Here is a 23,297-nt window from a genome sequence, read left to right as displayed (position 1 = left end):
GCTACGCGTGTGCGCCGCGCCCCGCGTTGGGCGGAGCCCCGGGCTGCGGGTGCGGACCGGGCCCGCTCACGTGCTTGTACCCGGACTCCCGTTCGGCCCGTACCTCGTCCGGGTGCAGGGAGGTGGTGGAGCCGAAGTTCCCGTACCCCTGCATCTCGTGCGGCCTCAGCCCGCCCTCGGGGATCTCGACGGAGTCCCGCTCCTCCCGGACCTCGTGCACGGCGCCGCCGTCCGGCAGGTGTGGCTGGCTCTCGGGAGTGGGCGGCGGCGGCTCCTTGGCCCGCACGATCTGTCCGAGCTTGAACCCGGCGAGCAGGAACCCGGCGATGGCGATGCCGACGATGAAGAACCATGCGCTGTGGGTGAGGGTCGCGTCCACGCTCAGGATCATGTCCATGCATCCCATTTTCCCGTTTTCAGACCTTTTTCACGCGGCCGGCGCAAAGAATCATGAACGGACCCCCACCCCGCCGGGCGGCCGCTCCTACCTCAGCGGCCCGTCGGAGTCCCGCAGCCCCCGGGCGTCCCGCCCCCCGAGCACCCCGAGGATCTCCGCACAGATCGCCAGGGCCGTCTCGGCCGTGGTCTTCGCCCCCAGGTCGAGCCCGATCGGCCCGTGCACCCGCGCCAGCTCGGCCTCACCCACGCCCGCGGCCACCAGCCCCTCCCGGCGCCGCGCCGTGGTCCGCCGCGACCCCAGCGCCCCCACGTACGGGATCCCGAGGGCCAGGGCGTACCGCAGCGTCGGCACGTCGAAACCCGGCTCGTGGCTGAGCAGCACCAGGCAGGCGGCGTCCCGGTGCCGGCCGAGCACCCTCTCCGCCTCGCCGGCGTCCTCGACCACCACCGACTCCCACCCGAGGAGCGCGGCCTGCGCCCCGATCACCCCGGCCAGCTCCCCGCCGCCACCGATCACCAGGTGCGGGGACGACGGGTACGCCTCCACGAGCACCAGCCCGGACCCCCCGTACAGCGCGTCCCGCCCCGGCCGACGGGTCCCGAGCAGCTCCCCGGCCCGCCGCCCGGCGTCGTCGGACGGCACGTCCCCCGCCCGTACGACCTCGCTCACGGCGGCGTCCGCCCCCTCGCTGAGCCGGGTCACCAGCGCCACCCCGGCCCCCGAACCGAGCAGCTCCCACCACTCGGCGGGGATCGCGGACAGCGGCTGCAACAGCACCTCGGCCTGCCCGCCACAGGTCAGCTTCGCCTCGGTGGCCTCACCGGCCCCGACCGACACCTCGCACACCCGCGCACCGCCCCCGGCCCCCACCACCCCGGCCTCGGCGACGAGCTCGGCGTCGAACACCCCGCGGTACAGGGTCCCCACGCACTCGCCCCGCGCGTCCACGAGCACGGCCCCGGCGGGATCCCGCGGCCCGAACCCCTGCTCGGTCACCGGCCGCGCCAGGAACGCCACCCGCCCCTCGGCAGCCCACCGCCGCGCCGTCTCCGCCAGCCCACGCATCTCGTCGCCCCATCCTTTGTGCGCCATCACACCGCAAAGCACCAGGTCAACGGCACGAAGCGGCCTCAAATCCACCCTACGCACCCCCGCTCCCCCCACCACCCCCCGAACACACAGACCCTGCCCCACCCCCTCGTACGGACCACCGGAACACCTGCCCCCGCCGCAGCCCCTCCAGCCCCCTCCGCGACCGCCCCCGCCCCTACCGGCCGAAGGCGGTGGGCCACGTGTGACAGGCGCCGCCCCATGGGTCACCCTCCGCCCCACCCGTACCCGTTCACCCCACCCGTCCTGGCCGGTTCGCGCCCTTTGCGCAGCCCGCCGCACTGTCGACCCTCACGGTATGGGGGACTACCAGGACGAACCGACCCGGCTGCGAGCCGGGCAGCCGCACTGCCCGTACTGCGGCCTGCCCGTGGACCGGGTGGCGACGGACGACCACGACTGGGTGCTGCTGGAGCCCGACATGGCACCGCCGGCCCACGTCGTGCCGGCGCAGCACCGCTGGATCGAGCTGTCCGACGGCCGCGTGACCGTCTACGGGGTCTGCCCGCCGGACCCGTTCCAGCGCTGCCGCGTCGAACACCGCCTCGCCTGCTCGGCCCAGCCCCTCCCGGACCTCTGGCCCTGGCTGACGACCCTGCGCACCGAGAACGGCCGCCGCGTACAGCGCCGGGCGGACCCCGCGCAGGAGTGGCCCGACGCCGGCTAGACGAAACGGCCCGCCGGGGAACCCGACGGGCCGCGATCCGCTCTCAGACCAGGACGCCCCCCTGGGCCGGCGTTCCCACCGGTGCCGGGTTCGGGGGAGGGAAGCGGCCGTCCGGCGGGTTGCAGGGCGCCGTGAAGCACTCCCACCGCTGCCCGGCGGCGCTCGGGTGCGGCGTCCCGTGGACGGCGGCGAGCGCGGCGGCGTTCAGCAGGGCACCTCCCACGGCCACGACGGTCGAGGCGGTGAACACGAAGAGACGACGGGTCCAGAACGGCTGTGTCATGGGAATCCTCCTCCACTCGGAACGAACGGTCGGGAAGCACCCTCCGGCCCTTCCCGCCCCACCACCAGTAGGCCCCGGCCCTGCCCCGACGTCATGGCCCGCGATCCCGTGTCTTGACGCAGCCCGCAACCCCGGATACCCCTGCGGGGCCGTCTTGCGCCCGGCCGCGCCGACTGCTGCCATGTGCTGGGGGACGGCTGCCGCTGAGGGGGGTCCGTGGGGGATCTGACGGTCAAGGCGTGGAAGAAGCACGGGCGGGACCGGCTGTACGTCAACGACGCCGGCGGCAGTCCGGTGGCCTGGTTGGACCAGGTCACCGGCCACCTGGAACTGCTCCGGCCGGAGTCGCGGGCGGAGGTCCTGAAGGCGCTCGCGCGCCACGTACCGCGAGAGACGTGCGCGGAGCCCCCTCGCCCGCCCCTGCCGCCCCTGACGGACGCGGACGACCTGGCCCGCAACCGGCCCGGCGCCTCACTCAAGGAGAAGCTGGACGCGGAGGGCCCCGGACCGGCACGCCGCCTGCTCGACGCGATGCTCCGGCGCCCCTCCGAGTGGGACAGCTGGCGCAAGGGCCTGGAGGGCGAGCGGAAGGTCGGCAGGGAGCTGCGGCGCTTCCTCGGCCACGGCTGGCAGGTGCTGCACTCGGTCCCGCTGCCTCCCCGGCACGACATCGACCACCTGCTGATCGGGCCCGGCGGGGTGTTCACCCTGAACACGAAGAACTTCCGCGGACGCAGGATCTGGGTCGGTGACGACGTCGTGAAGGTCGATCACGGCCAGGGGCGCCCGATCCCGCGCAAGGCCCGACGGGAGTCCGAACGCGCCGCCGGAACCCTGTCCGCCCACTGCGGCTTCCCGGTCACCGTGACCCCGCTGCTGGTCTTCGTACGACCGGCGGCGCTCGAACGCGCCACCCCCCACCAGAAGGTCCGGGCCTACGACGACCGCGGCCTCGCGGCCCTCGCCCACGACAACGGAGTCCTGAACGCCCAACAGGTGGCCCATATCTACGCGGCAGCCCGACACCGCCACACCTGGCGAACGGCCTGACCCGGGACCGGCCCCTGCCTCCCGGCTCCAACACCCCCGTCCGGCAGGGCACATGACTACAGAAACGCGAAGACCCCGTCTCAGCGTGACCGCTGATGGCGGGGTCTCCGGGCACTTCCTGCGAAGTGCCCCCGGCAGGATTCGAACCTGCGCACACGGCTCCGGAGGCCCCCTGCGTCTCAGGTATTCACGCAGGTCAGGTACTCGCGAGGCGGCCACGGCTCCGTACTCGTCCACGGATAGGCCGCGCCCCCGCAACACTCACCCTGTAGCGACGCGATGGCACAGAGTGCGCTGCTCGCACCCAACTGGTGCGCCAGCGGCCACGGCTGCCCAGAACGGCTTGGACTCGTAACGTGCCCGTCGAGCGTCCAGCGGAGCCTGGCCGGGGAAGACAGCGCCAGCGGTATACAAGCTTTACGAGGTCAATCTGTCGGTGCAGTACGAGTCGTCGCCGTACTCGCTCGGGGCCGTGGGTGAGCAGCTGATGGCCTTCGAGTCATCGCTGGGGGTTCAGGGCAAGGGCTGACGAGGCCTTCGGGAATCCGTAATCGCCTGCGTGTGGCCAGGCGTTCGTCAGACCTTGACGACAGTGACGCTTCCACCACACAGCGTGGTGAGGTCCTCTGGATCCGAGGTCAGGATGGTGACCGGTCCGGCGGCGGCCAAGGCGGTGGCGGCGAGCATCGCGTCGATGGCGTATTTGTGGCCGTGCAGGCCGGCATTGGCGAGCAGGCTGGCGGCGTGGCGGGCGATCGGCTCGGTGATCGGTTCGATGACCAGGCGGGAGAGCGTCCACTCCAGGGCCGGGCGGTTGACTCGGGGGTGAACCACTTCGACGAGGGTGGCCGCTGAGGTGATCACGCGCAGGTCGTCGGCGCGGGCCAGGGCAAGCCAGGCGGTGACCGTACGGTCGCGCAGGACGGCCTTGGCCAGGCCTTCACTGTCCAGGACGAGGGTGCCGCCGGGGATCGCGGGGGAGCGGGTCACGCGGCGCTCGCTCCGGGCTGGGTCTGTTCGCGTCGTGCCTGGGTGAGCTGGTCACGCAGAGACTGGATCTCTTCGTCCGTGACGGCGCCGTGCTCGGCCTCGGCGACGGTGATGAGTTCATTGAGGTTGTCGCGTTCGATCTGGCGGGCAACGGCTGCAGCCACGTAGGCGGAGAGGCCGGAGGGGCCGCTGCGGGCTTTGGCGGCCTCGGCGATGTCGCGCGGCATGGTGATCGAGTACTTGCCGGTAGGCTCGCTCATGCCACCTATCCTACCTGGAATCCTCCGCGCCTGTTGGGTCTTTCTGGTTGGCATGGCGGCCGCAGGCGGCGCGTTGGCCTGGGGGAGAGGCGGTGGGCGCCATGCGAAGTCCGGTAGGCCGGCGCGAGGTACTCCCAAAGAGAGGGCGCGGGCCGAGGGCCGGAACCTGCTTTGTGCGGTCTCCTGCATCGGTGGCCACAAGCGGGCGCGGGGGCCGAGGCTGGTCGGCCTCTTCGCCGGGATGTACTACGCCGGGCTGCGGCCGGCCGAAACCGTGGCGGTCACACTGCCGGACTGTGAACTGCCGACGGCGGGGTGGGGCAGCGTGGTCCTTCACGCCACTCGCCCTTCCGTCGGCAAGAAATGGACCGACGATGGACGGAACCACGACCTGCGTGGCCTGAAGGGCCGCCCTCCGGGAGGCGCGCGTACGGTGCCGCTCCCGCCTGAGCTCGTCAGCCTGTGGCGGGAGAGTGTTGACACCTTCGGTACCGCGGGCGACGGTCGGCTGTTCTTCAATGAGAAGGGCGGCATCGTGGGATCCACCACGTACGACCGTGCCTGGCACGAGGCCCGCGAACTTGCTCTGCCACCGGGCCTGGTGGCGTCACCCCTCGCTAACCGTCCCAACGACCTGCGGCATTCTGCCCCGTCCACCTGGCTGAACGCCGGCGTCGATCCCACCGAGGTCGCCGAACGGGCGGGCAACAGCGTCGAGGTCCTCATGACCCGGTACGCGAAGTGCCTCTACGGTCGCCAGGCCCTCGCCAACAGGCGCATCGACGCGCTTCTGGGTGAATACGGCTGAGGGCTCGTCACCCCCTCGCGGCGAACCGAGTGGCCCCCATGAACCTCGCGTCCCACAGATGTCCCGCGCAGGCCTGTTTCGAGGGGTCTGGAGAGCCTCGCCTGGTAGGCGGGTTGCCGTAAAAGCGCAGCCACATGGGCCGTGTGTCTTCTGACATGAACAAATAAGCCCCTGACCTGCATTTCTGCAAGTCAGGGGCTTATTTAGCACTTCCTGCGAAGTGCCCCCGGCAGGATTCGAACCTGCGCACACGGCTCCGGAGGCCGTTGCTCTATCCCCTGAGCTACGGGGGCGTGTCGTTCGCGTTGCGGCGACGGGTTGAACACTACCAGCTTCCACGGGGTGATCAGGAACCGTTTTGGGCGGGAGGAGGGAGGTCGGTCGCCCGGAGGGGGTGGAAGTGGCGAAAACCCGGACGCGGGGGCTTAGGGCGACCTACTCTCGAGTTGTGCCAGGCGCCTCGGGCCGGGTCCTTGTGGTCGACGACAACAAGGTCATCCGGCAGCTGATCAAGGTCAATCTCGAGCTGGAGGGCTTCGAGGTCGTGACCGCGAACGATGGTGCCGAGTGCCTGGACGTCGTCCACCGCGTGCGTCCCGACGCCATCACCCTTGATGTGGTCATGCCCCGGCTCGACGGGTTCGGGGCCGCCGCGCAACTGCGGGCCGACCCGCGGACGCGGCACGTGCCCGTCGCCATCGTCAGTGCGTGTACGCAGCACGAGGTGGAGGCCGGGATCGCCGCCGGGGTGGACGCCTTCCTTGCCAAGCCCTTCGAGCCCGCCGAGCTGGTGCGGGTCGTGCGGCGGCTCGTCGAGCGGAAGGACCGGCGGGAGCGCAAGGGCGCCCCGGCCGGCAGAGGGGTGTAGGGCGCGGGGCGCAGGGAGGGCCCGGGGGCCGCCTGTTCCGCGGCCCGTTCCATATGGCGAAACCCGATGCATGGGGGAGGGGCTTCTCCCCTAGGCTGGGCCCCGTGATCCCCTCCGACCTCTCTCGTGCCGTCGTACACGCCGTGCGCCGTGCCGTCGAGGCCGGGGAACTGGACGGGCCCGTGCCCGCGCGAGTGGTCGTCGAGCGCACCCGGCCCGGAGGGGTGGGGGAGTACGCCAGCCCCGTCGCCCTGCGGATGGGAAGGGGGGCCGAGGCCGCCCGGGTACTCGCCGGGACGCTGGTCCTGGAGCCCGGGATCGAGACCGTCGACGTCACCGGGCCCGGGTTCCTGAACTTCACCCTCGCCCCCCTGTCCGGCGCCGAGCTGGTGCGTGACGTGCGCGTGCGCGCCGGGCGGTACGGGTGCGCCGAGGCGCTCCCCGAGGCCGTCGGCGGGGACCGGGAGCAGGTCGTGCGCCGCGCCGTCGCCCGGATCCGGGAGGGGCAGGGCCTCGACGGCGCCGGGGGCGGTGAGGGCCCGCGCGTCGCGCCCGTCGCCCGCCGGGACGGGGACGTGCGCGCCCGCTACGGGGCCGGAGCCGCCGTCTGGGCCATGCTCGCCGTGCCCGCCAAGGAGACGCCCTCCTTCACCGACGCGCTGCTCGTCCAGGGCGAGGAGAACGAGTTCTTCCTCGTGCGGTACGCCGCCTCGCGCGCCCGCGCCCTGACCCGCGAGGCCGGCCGCCTCGGGTTCCGGGCCGAGCCCGGCGACGTCGACGCGCCCGCCCTGCTGCGCGCCCTCGCCGACCACCCCCTCGCCCTCGAGGCCGCCGCGCACCACGGGGCGCCCGAGCGGCTCGCCCGGCACCTCGTCGCCGTCGCCGACGCGCTGCTCGACTTCCAGCACCAGGTCCTGCCCCTCGGGGACGAGAAACCCTCGGCCGCCCACCGTGCCCGGCTGGCTCTTGCCGAAGCCGCCGGGGCGGTGCTGGCCGGCGGCCTCGCCCTCCTCGGCATGGACGCCCCAGCCTTCTTGTGACTTCCGAAGAGAGATTCCGATGAGCCGTTCCGCGCACCCCGCCGGGCCCCGCCACGCCGACGTCCTGCCCGAGGGCCACTACGCCCCGCCGCCCGCCGACCTGAACGCGCTCGACGAGAAGGTCTGGTCGCGGACCGTCACGCGGGGCGCGGACGGGGTCGTCCGCGTCGGCGGCATCGAAGTGACCCGGCTCGCGGAGGAGTTCGGGACCCCGGCCTACTTCCTCGACGAGGAGGACTTCCGGGCCCGCTGCCGGGCCTGGGCGCACGCCTTCGGCAAGGACGCAGACGTCTTCTACGCGGGCAAGGCGTTCCTGTCCAAGGCCGTCGTGCGGTGGCTGAAGGAGGAGGGGCTGAACCTCGACGTGTGTTCGGGCGGGGAGCTGGCCACCGCCCTCGCCGCCGAGATGCCCGCCGAGCGGATCGCCTTCCACGGCAACAACAAGTCGGAGGCGGAGATCCGGCGCGCGGTCGGCGCCGGTGTGGGGCGGATCGTGCTCGACTCGTTCCAGGAGATCGCACGGGTCGCGCACATCGCCGCCGAGCTGGGGGTGCGCCAGCCCGTGCAGATCCGCGTCACGGTCGGCGTGGAGGCGCACACCCACGAGTTCATCGCCACCGCGCACGAGGACCAGAAGTTCGGGATCGCCGTCGCCGACGGCTCCGCCGCCGAGGCGGTGCGGCGGGCGCTCGGGCACGACAGCCTGGAGCTGCTCGGCGTCCACTCCCACATCGGCTCCCAGATCTTCGACATGGCCGGCTTCGAGGTGTCCGCCAAGCGGGTGGTCCGGCTGCTGGCCGCCGTCCGAGACGAGCACGGCGTCGAGCTCCCCGAGATCGACCTCGGCGGCGGCCTGGGCATCGCCTACACCTCCGCCGACGACCCGCGCGAGCCCCACGAGATCGCCAAGGCGCTGACCGAGATCGTCGCGCGGGAGTGCGAGAGTGCGGGGCTCAAGGCCCCCCGGATCTCGGTCGAGCCCGGCCGCGCCATCGTCGGCCCCACCGCCTTCACCCTCTACGAGGTCGGCACGATCAAGCCGCTGGAGGGCCTGCGCACGTACGTCTCCGTCGACGGCGGCATGTCCGACAACATCCGGACGGCCCTGTACGACGCCGAGTACGCCGTCACCCTCGTCTCCCGCGTCTCCGACGCCGAGCCCATGCTCGTCCGTGTCGTCGGCAAGCACTGCGAGAGCGGCGACATCGTCGTCCGTGACGCCTTCCTGCCCGCCGACCTGGCCCCCGGCGACCTGATCGCCGTGCCCGCCACCGGGGCGTACTGCCGCTCCATGGCGAGCAACTACAACCACGCGCTCCGCCCGCCCGTCGTCGCCGTGCGCGACGGGGCCGCGCGGGTGATCGTCCGGCGCGAGACGGAGGAAGATCTCCTGTCCCTGGACCTCGGATGATTCCCATATTTCCGGGACAGGGCGTCCGGTCCCGGAAATAGACGTCTCACTCAATGGACCGAGGATGGAAACTGCTGTCCATTGAGTGAGACTGGTTCATACCTGGCGCGCAACCCGCGCGCCGGGAGCGAAGAAAGATCGAAAGGCGTAGGTCGAATGATGCGTACGCGTCCGCTGAAGGTGGCGCTGCTGGGCTGTGGAGTGGTCGGCTCAGAGGTGGCGCGCATCATGACGACGCACGCCGACGATCTGGCGGCCAGGATCGGCGCGCCCGTCGAGCTCGCCGGCGTCGCCGTGCGCCGCCCCTCCAAGGTGCGCGAGGGCATCGACCCCGCGCTGGTCACCACCGATGCCACCGCCCTGCTCAAACGGGGCGACATCGACGTGGCCATCGAGGTCATCGGCGGCATCGAGCCCGCCCGCACCCTGATCACCACCGCCTTCGAGAACGGCATCTCCGTCGTCTCCGCCAACAAGGCGCTGCTCGCCCAGGACGGCGCCGCGCTGCACGCCGCGGCCGAGGCGCACGGGCTGGACCTGTACTACGAGGCCGCCGTCGCCGGCGCCATCCCGCTGGTCCGCCCGATGCGCGAGTCCCTCGCCGGCGACAAGATCAACCGGGTGATGGGCATCGTCAACGGCACGACGAACTTCATCCTCGACAAGATGGACTCCACCGGCGCCGGCTACCAGGAGGCGCTCGACGAGGCCACCGCCCTCGGCTACGCCGAGGCCGACCCCACCGCCGACGTCGAGGGCTACGACGCCGCCGCCAAGGCCGCGATCCTGGCGGGCATCGCCTTCCACACCCGCGTCCGCCTCGACGACGTGTACCGCGAGGGCATGACCGAGGTCAGCGCCGCGGACTTCGCCTCCGCCAAGCGGATGGGCTGCACCATCAAGCTCCTCGCCATCCTGGAGCGCGCCGCCGACGGCGAGTCCGTCACCGCCCGCGTCCACCCGGCGATGATCCCGCTCAGCCACCCGCTCGCCTCCGTCCGCGAGGCCTACAACGCGGTCTTCGTCGAGGCGGAGGCAGCCGGGCGGCTCATGTTCTACGGGCCCGGCGCGGGCGGTTCGCCGACCGCGTCCGCGGTACTCGGCGACCTCGTCGCCGTCTGCCGCAACAAGCTCGCCGAGGCAACGGGGCCCGGCGAGTCGGCGTACACCCAGCTGCCCGTCAGCCCCATGGGGGACGTCGTCACCCGCTACCACATCAGCCTCGATGTGGCGGACAAGCCGGGCGTCCTCGCCCAGGTGGCGACCACCTTCGCGGAGCACGGCGTGTCGATCGACACCGTCAGGCAGCAGGGCAAGGACGGTGAGGCCTCCCTCGTCGTCGTCACCCACCGCGCACCCGACGCCGCCCTCTCCGGGACCGTCGAGGCGCTGCGGAAGCTGGACACCGTGCGCGGTGTCGCCAGCATCATGCGTGTTGAAGGGGAGTAAGGACCCATGAGCAGCAATCGCACCCACCAGTGGCGCGGCATCATCGAGGAGTACCGGGACCGCCTGCCGGTCACCGAGACGACCCCCGTGGTCACGCTCCGGGAGGGTGGCACTCCCCTCGTTCCCGCCCAGGTGCTCTCCGAGCGCACCGGCTGTGAGGTGCACCTCAAGGTCGAAGGCGCGAACCCCACCGGGTCCTTCAAGGACCGCGGCATGACCATGGCCATCACCAAGGCCAAGGAGGACGGCGCCAAGGCCGTGATCTGCGCCTCCACGGGCAACACCTCCGCCTCCGCCGCCGCGTACGCGGTGCGCGCCGGCATGGTGTCCGCGGTCCTCGTGCCGCGCGGCAAGATCGCGCTCGGCAAGATGGGCCAGGCCCTCGTTCACGGCGCCAGGATCCTGCAGGTTGACGGCAACTTCGACGACTGCCTGGACCTGGCCCGCGCGCTGTCCGACAACTACCCGGTGGCGCTGGTCAATTCCGTCAACCCGGTGCGCATCGAGGGTCAGAAGACGGCCGCGTTCGAGATCGTCGACGCGCTCGGTGACGCCCCCGACATCCACGTGCTGCCCGTCGGCAACGCCGGCAACATCACCGCGTACTGGAAGGGCTTCAAGGAGTACAAGGCCGACGGCCTGGCCTCCCGTACGCCCCGTGTCTGGGGTTTCCAGGCCTCCGGCTCGGCGCCGATCGTGCGCGGCGAGGTCGTCAAGGAGCCGCACACCATCGCCACCGCGATCCGCATCGGCAACCCGGCCTCCTGGGACTACGCGCTCGCCGCGAAGGAGGAGTCGGGCGGCTTCATCGACGAGGTGACGGACCGCCAGATCCTGGCCGCCTACCGCCTGTTGGCCTCCCAGGAGGGCGTCTTCGTCGAGCCCGCCTCGGCCGCCTCCGTGGCCGGTCTGCTCAAGGCCGCCGAGCTGGGCCTGGTCGACCCCGGTCAGCAGATCGTCTGCACCGTCACCGGCAACGGCCTGAAGGACCCCGACTGGGCGGTCGCCGGTGCGCCGCAGCCCGTCACCGTCCCGGTGGACGCCGAGGCCGCCGCCGTCCGCCTCGGCCTGGTCTGACCCAGGGCCAGGTCCGGGCTCCGAGCGCACCCGCGGCCCATGACCCGATTGCCGGATTCCGGAAACTTTCCGGAATCCGGCGACCCGGTCCGTACGACACCGGAAGTCAACGGCAATTCAGCGGAATCCACCGGAAGACGCCGACACGCATCGTGCGCCTTCTGTGCGCCCTATGTCGCGGGAGAACCTTCCTTCGATACGCTGTACTTACATCCGCCACCGCGCATATGACCGCGGTGCTGCCCCGAGGGCCTTCGGGTGTCGTACGTTCTCCAGTACATTTCGCAGCGAAGATCCCGCACAGCCCGCCGGATCCCGCACAGTCACAAGGAGTGTCATCGACCGATGGCAGGTCCAGCGTTCCGCGCCGCCGCCGTACGAGTGCGCGTGCCCGCCAGCAGTGCCAACCTCGGCCCCGGCTTCGACGCCCTCGGCCTGGCCCTGGGGCTCTACGACGACGTGGTCGTCCGCGTCGCCGACTCCGGCCTGAACATCGACATCGCGGGTGAGGGCGCCGACACCCTCCCGCGCGACGAGAGCCACCTCCTCGTACGCTCCATGCGCACCGCCTTCGACCTGCTGGGCGGACAGCCGCGGGGCCTGGAGGTCGTCTGCGCCAACCGCATCCCGCACGGGCGGGGCCTCGGCTCCTCCTCGGCCGCGATCTGCGCCGGCATCGTCGCCGCGCGCGCCGTGACCATAGGCGGAGAGGCCCGGCTCGACGACACGGCGCTGCTGGAGCTCGCCACCGAGATCGAGGGCCACCCGGACAACGTCGCGGCCTGCCTGCTCGGCGGCTTCACCCTCGCCTGGATGGAGGGGGGCAGTGCGAAGGCGATCCGTATGGACCCCGCCGATTCCATCGTTCCGGTGGTCTTCGTGCCGTCGAAGCCGGTCCTGACCGAGACCGCCCGCGGCCTGCTGCCGCGCTCCGTCCCGCACGTGGACGCCGCCGTGAACGCGGGGCGCGCGGGCCTGCTCGTGGAGGCCATGACCAGGCGTCCCGAGTTCCTGCTGCCCGCCACCGAGGACCGGCTGCACCAGGAGTACCGCTCCCCGGCGATGCCGGAGAGCGTGGGACTCGTCAACCGGCTGCGGGCGGACGGCATCCCCGCGGTCATCTCCGGCGCGGGCCCCACGGTCCTCGCGCTGGTCGACAACGACGCGGCCGACAAGGTCGCGCAGCTCGCGGGCGAGGGGTGGGCCGCGAACCGGCTGGCCCTCGACGCCGCGGGAGCGAGCGTCCTTCCGCTGGGCGCCCAGGGCGGTCAGCCCGTGTCCTAGCACCCCGGGTGCTGGGAAGCGGGGCCCGCCGAGGCGGGCGGCCGGGCAGGCCGCCCGCCCGCGGAGGGCGATTGCCGGTGATTGAGAGGGGGAATGTCTGTTGGATCCGGTAGTGTTAATCTCAAGTACGCAACCGAAGCCGCCATGGCTCGGTGCTCAGTGTCCCCATCCGGGACCACCTTTCTTCCGGGAGCCTCCCCGACTGCTCTGATCGCTGTCAGCAGTTTCGGGCACGCTCCGGAATCGGCGTGACATTCCCACGCTTCCAGCTCGGGGGCTTCTCGCCGGAACCACGCACGTTTCTCTCTCCGCCGTTCTACCGGCGGACCACCGCCCCGGCACGGTCCACACACCTAGGACTGTTGTCGGACAGCACAACCGGTCGCCGAGCCAGACAGGCCGACGTCCGCTCCAGGGAAGGACCCTTCGTGAGCGACACCACCGATCTGATGGGCGCTGCCGACACCAACGTCGACACCAGTGCCCCCGCCGCGGGCGCCGCAGCTGCCACCGCCACCCGGCGCCGCCGCTCCGGCACCGGCCTCGAGGGCATGGTCCTGGCCGAGCTGCAGCAGGTCGCGTCGGGCCTCGGTATCAGGGGCACCGCGCGCATGCGCAAGAGCCAGCTGATCGAGGTCATCAAGGAGGCGCAGGGCGGCAGCGCCCCCAAGGCCGCGGCCCCCGCCGCCGACGCCGTCGAGGCCAAGCCGAAGCGCCGCGCCACCAGCAAGGCCCGTACGGGTGAGGCGGCCGCCGCAGCGCCCGCCGAGAAGCCCGCCGCACAGGCCCAGATCGAGATCCCGGGCCAGCCGATCAGCGAGGACGCCCCGGCCGGCGAGCGCCGCCGCCGCCGCGCCACCGCTCCCTCCGGCAGCCCCGAGTCCTCGGCCCCCGCCGTCGTGCAGGTCGAGCAGAAGACCGAGGCCCCCGCGGTCGCCCCGCAGGCCGAGGCCAAGGCGGAGCAGGCCGTCGCCGTGTCCTCCCAGGGCCAGGCCCCCGCCCAGGAGGCCGGCGAGGGCCGCAGCCGCCGTGACCGCCGCGACCGCGGCGAGCGCGGTGAGCGCCAGGGCCGCCGCGACCGCGGCGCCAAGGCCGACGAGCAGGGCCAGCAGCAGGGCGGCCAGGCCCAGCAGCAGGGCGGCCGCCAGGACCGCGCCGACCGCCAGGACCGCCAGCAGCAGGGCGGCGGGCGTGGCCAGCAGGGCCGCCAGGACAACGGTCCGCAGGACGACTTCGACGAGGACGGCCGTCGCGGCCGGCGCGGCCGCTACCGCGACCGCCGTGGCCGCCGCGGCCGTGACGAGTTCGCCCCGGGCGAGCCGCAGGTCGCCGACGACGACGTCCTGATCCCCGTCGCGGGCATCCTCGACATCCTCGACAACTACGCGTTCATCCGGACCTCCGGCTACCTGCCCGGCCCGAACGACGTGTACGTCTCCCTCGCCCAGGTCCGCAAGGCCGGCCTGCGCAAGGGCGACCACACCACCGGCGCCGTGCGCCAGCCCAAGGACGGCGAGCGCCGCGAGAAGTTCAACGCCCTGGTGCGCCTGGACTCCGTCAACGGCATGGCGCCCGAATCGGGCCGAGGCCGCCCGGAGTTCCAGAAGCTGACCCCGCTCTACCCGCAGGACCGGCTCCGCCTGGAGACCGACCCGGGGGTGCTGACCACCCGCATCATCGACCTCGTGTCGCCGATCGGAAAGGGCCAGCGAGGCCTGATCGTGGCCCCGCCGAAGACCGGCAAGACCATGATCATGCAGGCGATCGCCAACGCGATCACCACCAACAACCCCGAGTGCCACCTGATGGTCGTCCTGGTCGACGAGCGTCCGGAAGAGGTCACAGACATGCAGCGGTCGGTCAAGGGCGAGGTCATCTCCTCGACCTTCGACCGCCCGGCCGAGGACCACACCACCGTCGCCGAGCTGGCCATCGAGCGCGCCAAGCGCCTCGTGGAGCTGGGTCACGACGTGGTCGTCCTGCTGGACTCCATCACCCGTCTGGGCCGCGCGTACAACCTCGCGGCGCCCGCCTCCGGCCGCATCCTGTCCGGTGGTGTCGACTCGACCGCGCTGTACCCGCCGAAGCGCTTCTTCGGTGCCGCGCGCAACATCGAGGACGGCGGCTCGCTGACCATCCTGGCCACCGCGCTCGTCGACACGGGCTCGCGCATGGACGAGGTGATCTTCGAGGAGTTCAAGGGCACCGGCAACATGGAGCTCAAGCTCGACCGCAAGCTCGCCGACAAGCGCATCTTCCCGGCCGTCGACGTCGACCCCTCGGGTACGCGCAAGGAGGAGATCCTCCTCAACAGCGAGGAGCTCGCCATCGTCTGGAAGCTGCGCCGGGTGCTGCACGCGCTCGACTCGCAGCAGGCGATCGAGCTGCTGCTCGACAAGATGAAGCAGACGAAGTCGAACGCCGAGTTCCTGATGCAGATCGCCAAGACGACCCCGGCCGGCAAGAACGACGACTGACCGGGTCGCCCGTACGACGCGAACGCCCCCGCCGCACCCGCGGCGGGGGCGTTCGCGTCGGTGCGACCTTCGCCACAGGCGGGCGGCTCTCACAGAATGCCGTGGAACCCTGGAATGCGTTCGTCCGTCTGAGTGAGGGAAGACGGGCAACGGAGCCAGGACTGAGGAGAGCATGAGCGAGGACAGCAGAGGTGGCGGCCGCCGGGCCGCCCGCGGGGGACGGCGCAGGGGGCAGCCCCAGCGCCGCAAGGGCCTCAGAGTGGCCGCCTGGACCGCCGCCGGCGTGGTCCTGCTGGGCGGCGGCAGCCTCGGCTGGTTCTACGTCAAGCTCAACGGCAACCTGCACAGCGTCGACATCGACCAGGCCCTGGGCAAGGACCGCCCGCCGAACGTCGACAACGGCTCGATGGACATCCTGGTCCTCGGCTCCGACTCCCGCGAGGGGGCGAACCGTGAGTACGGCGCGGACGACGGTGGCTCGGCCCGCTCCGACACGGCGATGATCATCCACCTCTACGAGGGCCACAAGCAGGCCAGCGTGGTGTCGATCCCGCGCGACACGATGCTGCCGCGGCCCGCCTGCCCCATCGGCAAGGGGAAGAACAGCGCCCCCCGGCAGCGCGCGCAGTTCAACGAGGCCTTCACCATCGGCGGGGCCGCCTGCGCGGTGAAGACCGTCGAGGCGATGTCGGGGATCCGCATGGACCACTACATCGAGGTCGACTTCACCGGCTTCAAGAACATCATCGACAACCTCGGCGGCGTCGAGCTCACGACCACCAAGCCGATCAAGGACTACGGCAGCCACCTCGACCTGCCGGCCGGCTCCCACAAGCTCAACGGTGAGCAGTCCCTCGGCCTGGTCCGTACGCGCAAGACCGTCGGCGACGGCGGCGACCTGGGCCGAATACAGCTCCAGCAGGCCTTCATCAAGGCGCTGATCAAGCAGGTCAAGGGCGTCGGGGTCTTCGACAGCCCGAAGAAGCTCTACGGTCTCGCCGACTCCGCGACCAAGGCGATCACCACCGACAAGGCGCTCGGCGACGTGAAGTCCCTCGCGAGCTTCGCCCAGGGGCTCCAGGGCATCAGCGCCGAGAACATGCGCATGATCACCCTGCCGGTGACCCAGGACCCGCTCGACAAGGACCGCGTCGCGGTCCTGGCCAAGGACTCCAAGATGGTCTGGGACGCCCTGCTGGCCGACCAGCCCATCCCCGCCGCGGCCACCGAGCACTCCAACGGCGACAAGAGCACCGCGGGCTCGATCGTGCAGTAGCGCGGCCTCCCGGGCCGGGCCGGAATAGATGCCGGCCCCACCCCGTTGAGGGGAGCGTTCCGAGAATTTTGACAGGCGGCCCGGTCCTGGCAGACTGGTCTGTCGGCCCCGGTTCACGCAGTGCGCAATTCGGCTCCTGCGACCCGGCGCCCTCCCGAATCTAGGAGACACCTTGAAGCGCGATGTTCACCCCGAGTACGTCGAGACCCAGGTCAGCTGCACCTGTGGCGCGTCGTTCACCACTCGTAGCACCCTGACCGAGGGCACCATCCGTGCCGAGGTCTGCTCCGAGTGCCACCCGTTCTACACGGGCAAGCAGAAGATCCTCGACACCGGTGGCCGTGTGGCCCGCTTCGAGGCCCGCTTCGGCAAGGGTGCGGCCAAGAAGTAGCGCGACCCAGGCGCCGGTCTCCGGCCGCCCCCTGATCACGCGGGGGCGGCCGGGCCGGCGCCTTTGTCGTCGTTCAGCCAGCCCAGCCCATTTTTGACTTTTCCCCCAGGAGCACCCGATGTTCGAAGCGGTCGAGGACCTGGTCGGCGAGCACGCCGACCTCGAGAAGAAGCTCGCCGACCCTTCGGTCCACTCCGATCAGGCGAACGCGCGCAAGCTGAACAAGCGCTACGCGGAGCTGACCCCGATCGTGGCGACCTTCCGTGCGTGGAAGCAGTCGGCCGAGGACATCGAGACGGCCAAGGAGCTGGCGGCCGACGACCCCGACTTCGCCGCCGAGGTCAAGGAGCTGAGCGCGCAGCGCGAGGAGCTCACCGAGAAGCTCCGCCTGCTGCTCGTCCCGCGCGACCCCAGCGACGACAAGGACGTGCTCCTGGAGATCAAGGCGGGCGCCGGCGGCGACGAGTCCGCCCTGTTCGCGGGCGACCTGCTGCGCATGTACCTGCGCTACGCCGAGCGCGTCGGCTGGAAGACCGAGATCATCGACTCCACCGAGTCCGAGCTCGGCGGCTACAAGGACGTCCAGGTCTCCGTCCGCACCAAGGGCGGTAACGGTGCCACCGAGCCCGGCCAGGGCGTGTGGGCCCGGATGAAGTACGAGGGCGGCGTCCACCGCGTCCAGCGCGTCCCCGCCACCGAGTCCCAGGGCCGCATCCACACCTCCGCCGCCGGCGTGCTCGTCACCCCGGAGGCCGAGGAGGTCGAGGTCGAGATCAACCCGAACGACCTCCGCATCGACGTGTACCGCTCCTCCGGCCCCGGCGGCCAGTCCGTCAACACCACCGACTCGGCCGTGCGCATCACGCACCTCCCGACCGGTGTGGTCGCCTCCTGCCAGAACGAGAAGAGCCAGCTCCAGAACAAGGAGCAGGCCATGCGCATCCTGCGCTCGCGCCTGCTGGCCGCCGCCCAGGAAGCCGCCGAGCAGGAGGCCTCCGACGTGCGCCGCAGCCAGGTGCGCACCGTGGACCGCTCCGAGAAGATCCGTACGTACAACTTCCCGGAGAACCGCATCTCGGACCACCGCACCGGTTTCAAGGCGTACAACCTGGACCAGGTGCTCGACGGCGACCTCGACTCGGTCATCCAGGCCTGCGTCGACACCGACTCCGCGGCGAAGCTCGCGGCCGCGCACTGACCCTCGCACCACCCCCCCCGTACGACAGCAGCCCGGAGGACCAGCGTGAACTTGCTGCTTGCCGAGGTGGCCCAGGCCACCCAGCGGCTGGCCGCCGCCGGCGTGCCCTCACCGCGTTTCGACGCGGAGGAGCTCGCGGCCTTCGTGCACGGCGTCAAGCGGGGGGAACTGCACCACGTCAAGGACGCCGACTTCGACGCCCGCTACTGGGAGGCCGTCGCCCGCCGCGAGGCGCGCGAGCCGCTCCAGCACATCACCGGCCGGGCTTTCTTCCGCTACCTGGAGCTCCAGGTCGGCCCCGGGGTGTTCGTGCCTCGGCCCGAGACCGAGTCGGTCGTGGACTGGGCCATACAGGCCGTCCGGGCCATGGACGTGGTCGAGCCGCTGATCGTGGACCTGTGCACCGGGTCCGGTGCCATCGCCCTCGCCATGGCTCAGGAGGTGCCGCGCTCGCGCGTGCACGCCGTGGAGCTGTCCGAGGACGCCCTGCGCTGGACCCGCAAGAACGCCGAGGGCTCCCGGGTCACCGTCCACCAGGGCGACGCCCTGACCGCGCTGCCCGAGCTGGACGGCCAGGTCGACCTCGTCATCTCCAACCCGCCGTACATCCCGCTCACCGAGTGGGAGTACGTGGCCCCCGAGGCCCGGGACCACGACCCCGAGATGGCGCTGTTCTCCGGCGAGGACGGCCTCGACACCATCCGCGGGATCGAGCGCACCGCCCACCGGCTGCTGCGGCCCGGCGGCATCGTCGTGATCGAGCACGCCGACACCCAGGGCGGCCAGGTGCCGTGGATCTTCGCCGACGAGCGGGGCTGGGCCGACGCCGCCGACCACCCGGACCTGAACAACCGCCCGCGCTTCGCGACCGCCCGCAAGGCCATGCCGTGATGCCCACGACCCCGACCGCCCACGACACCACCCCGCTGCACGAGGAGGCCCGCTGATGGCCCGGCGATACGACTGCAACGACGCGACGGACCGCAAGACGGGCCTGCGTGAAGCGGCCTCCGCCGTACGCCGCGGGGAGCTCGTCGTGCTGCCCACCGACACCCTGTACGGGATCGGCGCGGACGCCTTCAGCGCCGAGGCCGTCGGCGACCTGCTCGCCGCCAAGGGCCGCGGCCGCACCATGCCCACCCCGGTGCTCATCGGCTCCCCCAACACCCTGCACGGCCTCGTCACGGACTTCTCCGAGCAGGCGTGGGAGCTCGTCGACGCCTTCTGGCCGGGCGGGCTCACGCTCGTCGCCAAGCACCAGCCGTCGCTGGCCTGGGACCTGGGGGAGACCCGCGGGACCGTGGCCGTGCGCATGCCCCTGCACCCCGTCGCGATCGAGCTGCTGACCGAGGTCGGCCCGATGGCGGTGTCCTCGGCGAACCTGTCCGGGCACCCGGCGCCGGAGGACTGCGACGCGGCGCGCGCCATGCTGGGCGACTCCGTCTCCGTCTACCTGGACGGCGGGCCGACCCCGAGCACCCTGCCGTCGTCGATCGTCGACGTCACCGGGAAGGTTCCCGTGCTGCTGCGCGAGGGCGCGCTGACCGCCGAGCAGCTGCGGGAGGTCGTACCCGACCTCGAGGTGGCTCCGTGAGCCCTCAGGGGCGTGGCATAGCCAAGGGGGACACCTTCCGCATACTCCACGTCAGCACCGGGAACGTGTGCCGCTCGCCCATCACCGAGCGGCTGACGCGGCACGCGCTGGCGCACCGGCTGGGCGCGCTGGGGCTGGCCGCCGGCGACCTGATCGTGGAGAGCGCGGGCACCTGGGGCCACGAGGGCGCGCCGATGGAGGCCAACGCGGCGGCCGTGCTGGAGGACTTCGGCGCGGACGCGTCGGGGTTCACCGGGCGCGAGCTGCTCGACGAGCACGTCATACGGGCCGACCTGGTGCTGACCGCCACCCGCGACCACCGGGCCCAGGTCATCTCCATGGGGCACTCGGCGGGGCTGCGGACCTTCACGCTGAAGGAGTTCACGCGGCTGGTGCGGGCCATAGACCCGGCGACGCTGCCGCCGCTCGACGACGGGATGGCCGAGCGGGCCCGGGCGCTGGTGCGGGCCGCCGCCGCGCTGCGCGGGTGGCTGCTGGCGCCCTCCGCCGACGCCGACGAGGTGTACGACCCGTACGGGTCGCCGATCACGTTCTTCCGCTCCATCGGCGATGAGATCAACCAGGCGCTGGACCCCGTCGTCACCGCGCTGACGGGCGTGTCCGGACCGCGCTGACCCTCCGGGGGGCGCGCAGGTCCGCGGGGCCGGCGGGCGCCCCGTCCGGCGGCCGCGGCGGGGCGGCTCGCAGGGCGTGAACGCGGGGTCCGGCCTACAGTGGCTGGTACCGGTACCCCCACTGCGCGGGAGTCGCGCCATGAGCGTCACCACTGAGCGGGCCACGGACGTGCTGCGGGCGCAGGACCCGCAGATGGCCGACATCCTCGAAGGGGAGCGGCACCGGCAGGCCACCACGCTGCAGATGAGTGCCGCCGAGAACTTCACCTCCGCCGCCGTCCTCGCCGCACTGGGTTCCCCGCTCGCCAACAAGTACGCCGAGGGGTACCCCGGCGCCCGCTACCACGGCGGCTGCGCGTACGCGGACCAGGCCGAACGGGTGGCGCAGGAGCGGGCCCGGGCGCTGTTCGGGGTCGAGCACGCGAACGTGCAGCCGCATTCGGGCTCCTCCGCCGTCCTCGCCGCGTACGCCGCGCTGTTGCGGCCCGGGGACACCGTCCTGGCCATGGGACTCGCGTACGGCGGACACCTCACGCACGGCTCGCCCGCCAACCTCTCCGGCCGGTGGTTCCACTTCGTGGGGTACGGGGTCGACGCGGCAACCGGGCTCGTCGACTACGAGCAGGTGCAGAGGCTGGCCCGGTCGCACCGGCCCAGGGCCATCGTGTGCGGGTCCATCTCCTACCCCCGGCACCTGGAGTACTCGGCCTTCCGGGAGATCGCCGACGAGGCCGGGGCCTACCTGATCGCCGACGCCGCCCATCCCATCGGACTGGTGGCCGGAGGGGCCGCGCCCAGCCCCGTGCCCTACGCGGACGTGGTCTGCGCGACCACCCACAAGGTGCTGCGCGGCCCGCGCGGCGGGATGGTGCTGTGCGGGGCCGAGTTCGCCGAGCGCGTCGACCGGGCGGTCTTCCCCTTCACCCAGGGCGGCGCCCAGATGCACACCATCGCCGCCAAGGCGGTGGCCTTCGGAGAGGCGGCCGGCCCGGCCTTCACCCGGTACGCCCACAAGGTCGTGGCCAACGCCCGGGCGCTCGCCGGGGCCCTCCGGGCGCACGGGCTGGCCGTGACCACAGGCGGCACGGACACCCATCTGATCACCGCGGACCCCGCCCCCCTCGGCATCGACGGCCCGGCCGCGCGCGACCGGCTGGCCGCCGCCGGGATCGTCCTGGACACCTGCGCCCTGCCGTACGGGGACCGGCGCGGGATCCGCCTGGGCACCGCGGCGGTGACCACGCAGGGGATGGGGGAGCCCGAGATGGCGCGGATCTGCGAGCTGTTCGCCGCCGCGCTGAGCGGCGGGGACGCGGACGGAACACGGGCCGAGGTCGCCGAACTGGCCGGACGATTTCCCCCGTACGAGGCGTAACCGGGACGAGTATCCCGTAGTGCAACCGGAACGGGGACTCCGCGCGTCCTCGTCCCCGTGTACATCGCGGCTAATGTGTGGGGCTGAGATGGCCGGCGATACATCTGGGGCAGCCAGTGCGTGAATATCTGCTGACGCTTTGCGTCACGGTCGCGGTGACCTACCTGCTGACCGGGCCCGTCCGGAAGTTCGCGATCGCCGCGGGTGCGATGCCGGAGATCCGCGCCCGCGACGTGCACCGCGAACCGACCCCCCGGCTGGGCGGCATCGCCATGTTCGGCGGCCTGTGCGCGGGCCTGCTCATCGCCGACCACCTGCAGAACCTCAACGGGGTCTTCGAACGCTCCAACGAACCCAGAGCGCTGCTTTCGGGCGCCGCGCTGATCTGGCTCGTCGGGGTCCTCGACGACAAGTTCGAGCTCGACGCGCTGATCAAGCTGGGTGCCCAGATGATCGCCGCGGGTGTCATGGTCATCCAGGGCCTGACCATCCTGTGGATTCCGGTTCCGGGCATCGGCACCGTCGCGCTGACCCAGTGGCAGGGCACCCTGCTCACCGTGGCGCTGGTGGTGATCACCATCAACGCGGTGAACTTCGTCGACGGGCTCGACGGCCTGGCCGCCGGCATGGTCTGCATCGCCACCTGCGCGTTCTTCCTCTACGCCTACCGGATCTGGTTCGGCTACGGCATCGAGGCGGCCGCCCCCGCGACGCTCTTCGCCGCCATCCTGATGGGCATGTGCCTGGGCTTCCTGCCCCACAACATGCACCCCGCGCGGATCTTCATGGGCGACTCCGGCTCGATGCTGATCGGCCTGGTCCTGGCCGCCTCGGCGATCTCGATCACCGGGCAGGTCGACCCCGACACCATGGCCCTGTTCGTCGGCGGCGAGCGCAACGCCACGCACGCGATGCTGCCGGTCTTCATCCCCCTGCTGCTGCCGCTGACGATCATCGCGATCCCGATGGCGGACCTGCTCCTGGCCATCGTGCGGCGCACCTGGAAGGGCCAGTCGCCCTTCGCCGCGGACCGCGGGCACCTGCACCACCGGCTCCTGGAACTCGGGCACTCGCACAGCCGCGCTGTACTCATCATGTACTTCTGGTCGGGGCTGATCGCCTTCGGGACGGTGGCCTACTCGGTGCACTCCGCCTCGATGTGGATCGTTCTCTCCATCGCCGCGCTGAGCGCCCTGGGCCTCGTACTGCTCCTGCTGCCGCGGTTCACCCCGCGCGCCCCGCGCTGGGCCGAGGGGCTGGTCCCGCCGCGCTACCGGCACACCCGCCGTGCGGCCGAGGCGGCGGCGGAGGCGGCGGTCCGGGAGGACGCCGGGACCGAGCCGGAGCCGGCGCGGCCGATCGCGGCCGGGGTGTCCGGCGTCAACGGCGCGACAGCGGTAGGCCCCCGTTCGCGCTTTCCCGACCGGCGTAAGGCGGGTTCGGCACGCTGACGCGCCCGGCGCATGTCCGACATGGAAGCCCTTTACCAGACAAGCCGTCGCCCTGTCTTGCACACACGGGCGGATTAGCCCTCATGTGTGACAGTCAGCACACCGCACAGGTAAAGCTCTCATCAAATAGTTTGTGATACCGTTCACTAAACCCGGCGACAGAGCCGAAGGACCGTAGTGCGACGGTCCATCGGCCCGAGGCG

22 protein-coding genes, 1 tRNA gene and 1 pseudogene are annotated in these 23,297 nt (G+C 71.8%); 18 read left to right on the top strand and 6 right to left on the bottom strand.

Annotated elements, in window-relative coordinates; all coding sequences use genetic code 11:
- Position 1: 1 nt before the first annotated feature.
- The gene (locus ACFY15_RS02125) at positions 2 to 397 is read right to left on the bottom strand and encodes a DUF6479 family protein (RefSeq protein ID WP_390685339.1); all 396 of its coding nucleotides are present in this window, start codon (positions 395 to 397) and stop codon (positions 2 to 4) included.
- Positions 398 to 484: 87 nt separating this feature from the next.
- Positions 485 to 1,465, bottom strand: a complete 981-nt coding sequence (locus tag ACFY15_RS02120; protein WP_390824883.1) for an XdhC family protein — start codon at positions 1,463 to 1,465, stop codon at positions 485 to 487.
- A gap of 343 nt (positions 1,466 to 1,808) precedes the next feature.
- Here ACFY15_RS02120 and ACFY15_RS02115 point away from each other — a divergent pair, with 343 nt between their 5' ends.
- A complete protein-coding gene (locus ACFY15_RS02115) occupies positions 1,809 to 2,177 on the top strand; it encodes a DUF6083 domain-containing protein (protein WP_390685341.1) in 369 nt (122 codons plus the stop codon).
- Between the two features lie 43 nt (positions 2,178 to 2,220).
- Here the strand turns inward: ACFY15_RS02115 and ACFY15_RS02110 are convergent, their stop codons facing one another.
- Complete coding sequence (locus ACFY15_RS02110; RefSeq protein WP_390685342.1) at positions 2,221 to 2,460, bottom strand: hypothetical protein; 240 nt, start codon at positions 2,458 to 2,460, stop codon at positions 2,221 to 2,223.
- Between the two features lie 216 nt (positions 2,461 to 2,676).
- Here ACFY15_RS02110 and ACFY15_RS02105 point away from each other — a divergent pair, with 216 nt between their 5' ends.
- Entirely contained in the window at positions 2,677 to 3,510 is an 834-nt protein-coding gene (locus tag ACFY15_RS02105) for a nuclease-related domain-containing protein (protein ID WP_390824882.1), read from the top strand.
- Positions 3,511 to 4,086: 576 nt separating this feature from the next.
- Here ACFY15_RS02105 and ACFY15_RS02100 read toward each other — a convergent pair.
- On the bottom strand, positions 4,087 to 4,500 hold the full coding sequence (locus tag ACFY15_RS02100) for a PIN domain-containing protein (protein ID WP_390824881.1): 414 nt from the start codon (positions 4,498 to 4,500) through the stop codon (positions 4,087 to 4,089).
- Entirely contained in the window at positions 4,497 to 4,760 is a 264-nt protein-coding gene (locus tag ACFY15_RS02095) for a CopG family transcriptional regulator (RefSeq protein ID WP_390824880.1), read from the bottom strand. The genes ACFY15_RS02100 and ACFY15_RS02095 overlap by 4 nt, the downstream gene beginning before the upstream one ends.
- A 154-nt stretch (positions 4,761 to 4,914) precedes the next feature.
- Between ACFY15_RS02095 and ACFY15_RS02090 the strand changes: the two are divergent.
- Positions 4,915 to 5,568 (top strand): annotated as a pseudogene (locus tag ACFY15_RS02090) (site-specific integrase); the annotation flags it as partial.
- A gap of 221 nt (positions 5,569 to 5,789) precedes the next feature.
- Here ACFY15_RS02090 and ACFY15_RS02085 read toward each other — a convergent pair.
- A tRNA-Arg gene (locus tag ACFY15_RS02085) sits at positions 5,790 to 5,861 on the bottom strand.
- Between the two features lie 155 nt (positions 5,862 to 6,016).
- On the opposite strand from ACFY15_RS02085, the gene ACFY15_RS02080 reads away from it, so the two are divergent.
- From ACFY15_RS02080 to ACFY15_RS02010, 15 genes are all read left to right on the top strand, one after another.
- Complete coding sequence (locus ACFY15_RS02080; protein ID WP_390685356.1) at positions 6,017 to 6,436, top strand: response regulator; 420 nt, start codon at positions 6,017 to 6,019, stop codon at positions 6,434 to 6,436.
- A gap of 104 nt (positions 6,437 to 6,540) precedes the next feature.
- Complete coding sequence (nrtL, locus tag ACFY15_RS02075) at positions 6,541 to 7,476, top strand: ArgS-related anticodon-binding protein NrtL (RefSeq protein ID WP_390824878.1); 936 nt, start codon at positions 6,541 to 6,543, stop codon at positions 7,474 to 7,476.
- Between the two features lie 19 nt (positions 7,477 to 7,495).
- Positions 7,496 to 8,887 carry a diaminopimelate decarboxylase gene (lysA, locus tag ACFY15_RS02070; RefSeq protein ID WP_390685358.1) on the top strand — a complete coding sequence of 464 codons (1,392 nt, stop codon included), beginning with the start codon at positions 7,496 to 7,498 and terminating at the stop codon, positions 8,885 to 8,887.
- Positions 8,888 to 9,046: 159 nt separating this feature from the next.
- Positions 9,047 to 10,336: a homoserine dehydrogenase gene (locus tag ACFY15_RS02065; RefSeq protein WP_042820321.1), complete on the top strand. Its 1,290-nt coding sequence runs from the start codon at positions 9,047 to 9,049 to the stop codon at positions 10,334 to 10,336.
- Between the two features lie 6 nt (positions 10,337 to 10,342).
- The gene (gene thrC, locus ACFY15_RS02060) at positions 10,343 to 11,413 is read left to right on the top strand and encodes a threonine synthase (protein WP_390685359.1); all 1,071 of its coding nucleotides are present in this window, start codon (positions 10,343 to 10,345) and stop codon (positions 11,411 to 11,413) included.
- A 345-nt stretch (positions 11,414 to 11,758) separates the two neighbouring features.
- A complete protein-coding gene (gene thrB, locus ACFY15_RS02055; RefSeq protein ID WP_366452046.1) occupies positions 11,759 to 12,697 on the top strand; it encodes a homoserine kinase in 939 nt (312 codons plus the stop codon).
- 428 nt (positions 12,698 to 13,125) lie between these two features.
- Positions 13,126 to 15,174 carry a transcription termination factor Rho gene (gene rho / locus ACFY15_RS02050; RefSeq protein WP_390824877.1) on the top strand — a complete coding sequence of 683 codons (2,049 nt, stop codon included), beginning with the start codon at positions 13,126 to 13,128 and terminating at the stop codon, positions 15,172 to 15,174.
- A gap of 172 nt (positions 15,175 to 15,346) precedes the next feature.
- Positions 15,347 to 16,450, top strand: a complete 1,104-nt coding sequence (locus ACFY15_RS02045; RefSeq protein ID WP_390685362.1) for an LCP family protein — start codon at positions 15,347 to 15,349, stop codon at positions 16,448 to 16,450.
- A 172-nt stretch (positions 16,451 to 16,622) separates the two neighbouring features.
- Complete coding sequence (gene rpmE / locus ACFY15_RS02040; RefSeq protein ID WP_007266580.1) at positions 16,623 to 16,841, top strand: 50S ribosomal protein L31; 219 nt, start codon at positions 16,623 to 16,625, stop codon at positions 16,839 to 16,841.
- A gap of 118 nt (positions 16,842 to 16,959) precedes the next feature.
- Positions 16,960 to 18,039 carry a peptide chain release factor 1 gene (gene prfA / locus ACFY15_RS02035; RefSeq protein ID WP_389609813.1) on the top strand — a complete coding sequence of 360 codons (1,080 nt, stop codon included), beginning with the start codon at positions 16,960 to 16,962 and terminating at the stop codon, positions 18,037 to 18,039.
- 45 nt (positions 18,040 to 18,084) lie between these two features.
- Complete coding sequence (gene prmC, locus ACFY15_RS02030; protein WP_042813202.1) at positions 18,085 to 18,930, top strand: peptide chain release factor N(5)-glutamine methyltransferase; 846 nt, start codon at positions 18,085 to 18,087, stop codon at positions 18,928 to 18,930.
- A 55-nt stretch (positions 18,931 to 18,985) separates the two neighbouring features.
- Positions 18,986 to 19,633, top strand: coding sequence for an L-threonylcarbamoyladenylate synthase (locus tag ACFY15_RS02025; RefSeq protein WP_358892379.1), 648 nt, complete (start codon positions 18,986 to 18,988; stop codon positions 19,631 to 19,633).
- Positions 19,630 to 20,268: a protein-tyrosine-phosphatase gene (locus ACFY15_RS02020; RefSeq protein WP_390685363.1), complete on the top strand. Its 639-nt coding sequence runs from the start codon at positions 19,630 to 19,632 to the stop codon at positions 20,266 to 20,268. The genes ACFY15_RS02025 and ACFY15_RS02020 overlap by 4 nt, the downstream gene beginning before the upstream one ends.
- 139 nt (positions 20,269 to 20,407) lie before the next feature.
- Positions 20,408 to 21,643, top strand: coding sequence for a serine hydroxymethyltransferase (gene glyA / locus ACFY15_RS02015; RefSeq protein WP_390685364.1), 1,236 nt, complete (start codon positions 20,408 to 20,410; stop codon positions 21,641 to 21,643).
- Between the two features lie 104 nt (positions 21,644 to 21,747).
- Positions 21,748 to 23,094, top strand: coding sequence for an MraY family glycosyltransferase (locus tag ACFY15_RS02010; protein ID WP_390685511.1), 1,347 nt, complete (start codon positions 21,748 to 21,750; stop codon positions 23,092 to 23,094).
- Positions 23,095 to 23,297: the final 203 nt, after the last annotated feature.

This window comes from Streptomyces sp. NPDC001373 (assembly GCF_042895815.1).
GTDB lineage: Bacteria > Actinomycetota > Actinomycetes > Streptomycetales > Streptomycetaceae > Streptomyces.
This window is presented reverse-complemented; position numbering and strand designations above follow the sequence as displayed.

Excerpts from the sequence above, each read along its gene's own strand:
- ACFY15_RS02125 (WP_390685339.1), bottom strand. The coding sequence starts at position 397 with ATGGACATGATCCTGAGCGTGGACGCGACCCTCACCCACAGCGCATGG.
- ACFY15_RS02120 (WP_390824883.1), bottom strand. The coding sequence starts at position 1,465 with ATGCGTGGGCTGGCGGAGACGGCGCGGCGGTGGGCTGCCGAGGGGCGG.
- ACFY15_RS02115 (WP_390685341.1), top strand. The coding sequence starts at position 1,809 with ATGGGGGACTACCAGGACGAACCGACCCGGCTGCGAGCCGGGCAGCCG.
- ACFY15_RS02110 (WP_390685342.1), bottom strand. The coding sequence starts at position 2,460 with ATGACACAGCCGTTCTGGACCCGTCGTCTCTTCGTGTTCACCGCCTCG.
- ACFY15_RS02095 (WP_390824880.1), bottom strand. The coding sequence starts at position 4,760 with ATGAGCGAGCCTACCGGCAAGTACTCGATCACCATGCCGCGCGACATC.
- lysA (WP_390685358.1), top strand. The coding sequence starts at position 7,496 with ATGAGCCGTTCCGCGCACCCCGCCGGGCCCCGCCACGCCGACGTCCTG.
- ACFY15_RS02065 (WP_042820321.1), top strand. The coding sequence starts at position 9,047 with ATGCGTACGCGTCCGCTGAAGGTGGCGCTGCTGGGCTGTGGAGTGGTC.
- thrC (WP_390685359.1), top strand. The coding sequence starts at position 10,343 with ATGAGCAGCAATCGCACCCACCAGTGGCGCGGCATCATCGAGGAGTAC.
- thrB (WP_366452046.1), top strand. The coding sequence starts at position 11,759 with ATGGCAGGTCCAGCGTTCCGCGCCGCCGCCGTACGAGTGCGCGTGCCC.
- ACFY15_RS02045 (WP_390685362.1), top strand. The coding sequence starts at position 15,347 with ATGAGCGAGGACAGCAGAGGTGGCGGCCGCCGGGCCGCCCGCGGGGGA.
- prfA (WP_389609813.1), top strand. The coding sequence starts at position 16,960 with ATGTTCGAAGCGGTCGAGGACCTGGTCGGCGAGCACGCCGACCTCGAG.
- ACFY15_RS02025 (WP_358892379.1), top strand. The coding sequence starts at position 18,986 with ATGGCCCGGCGATACGACTGCAACGACGCGACGGACCGCAAGACGGGC.
- glyA (WP_390685364.1), top strand. The coding sequence starts at position 20,408 with ATGAGCGTCACCACTGAGCGGGCCACGGACGTGCTGCGGGCGCAGGAC.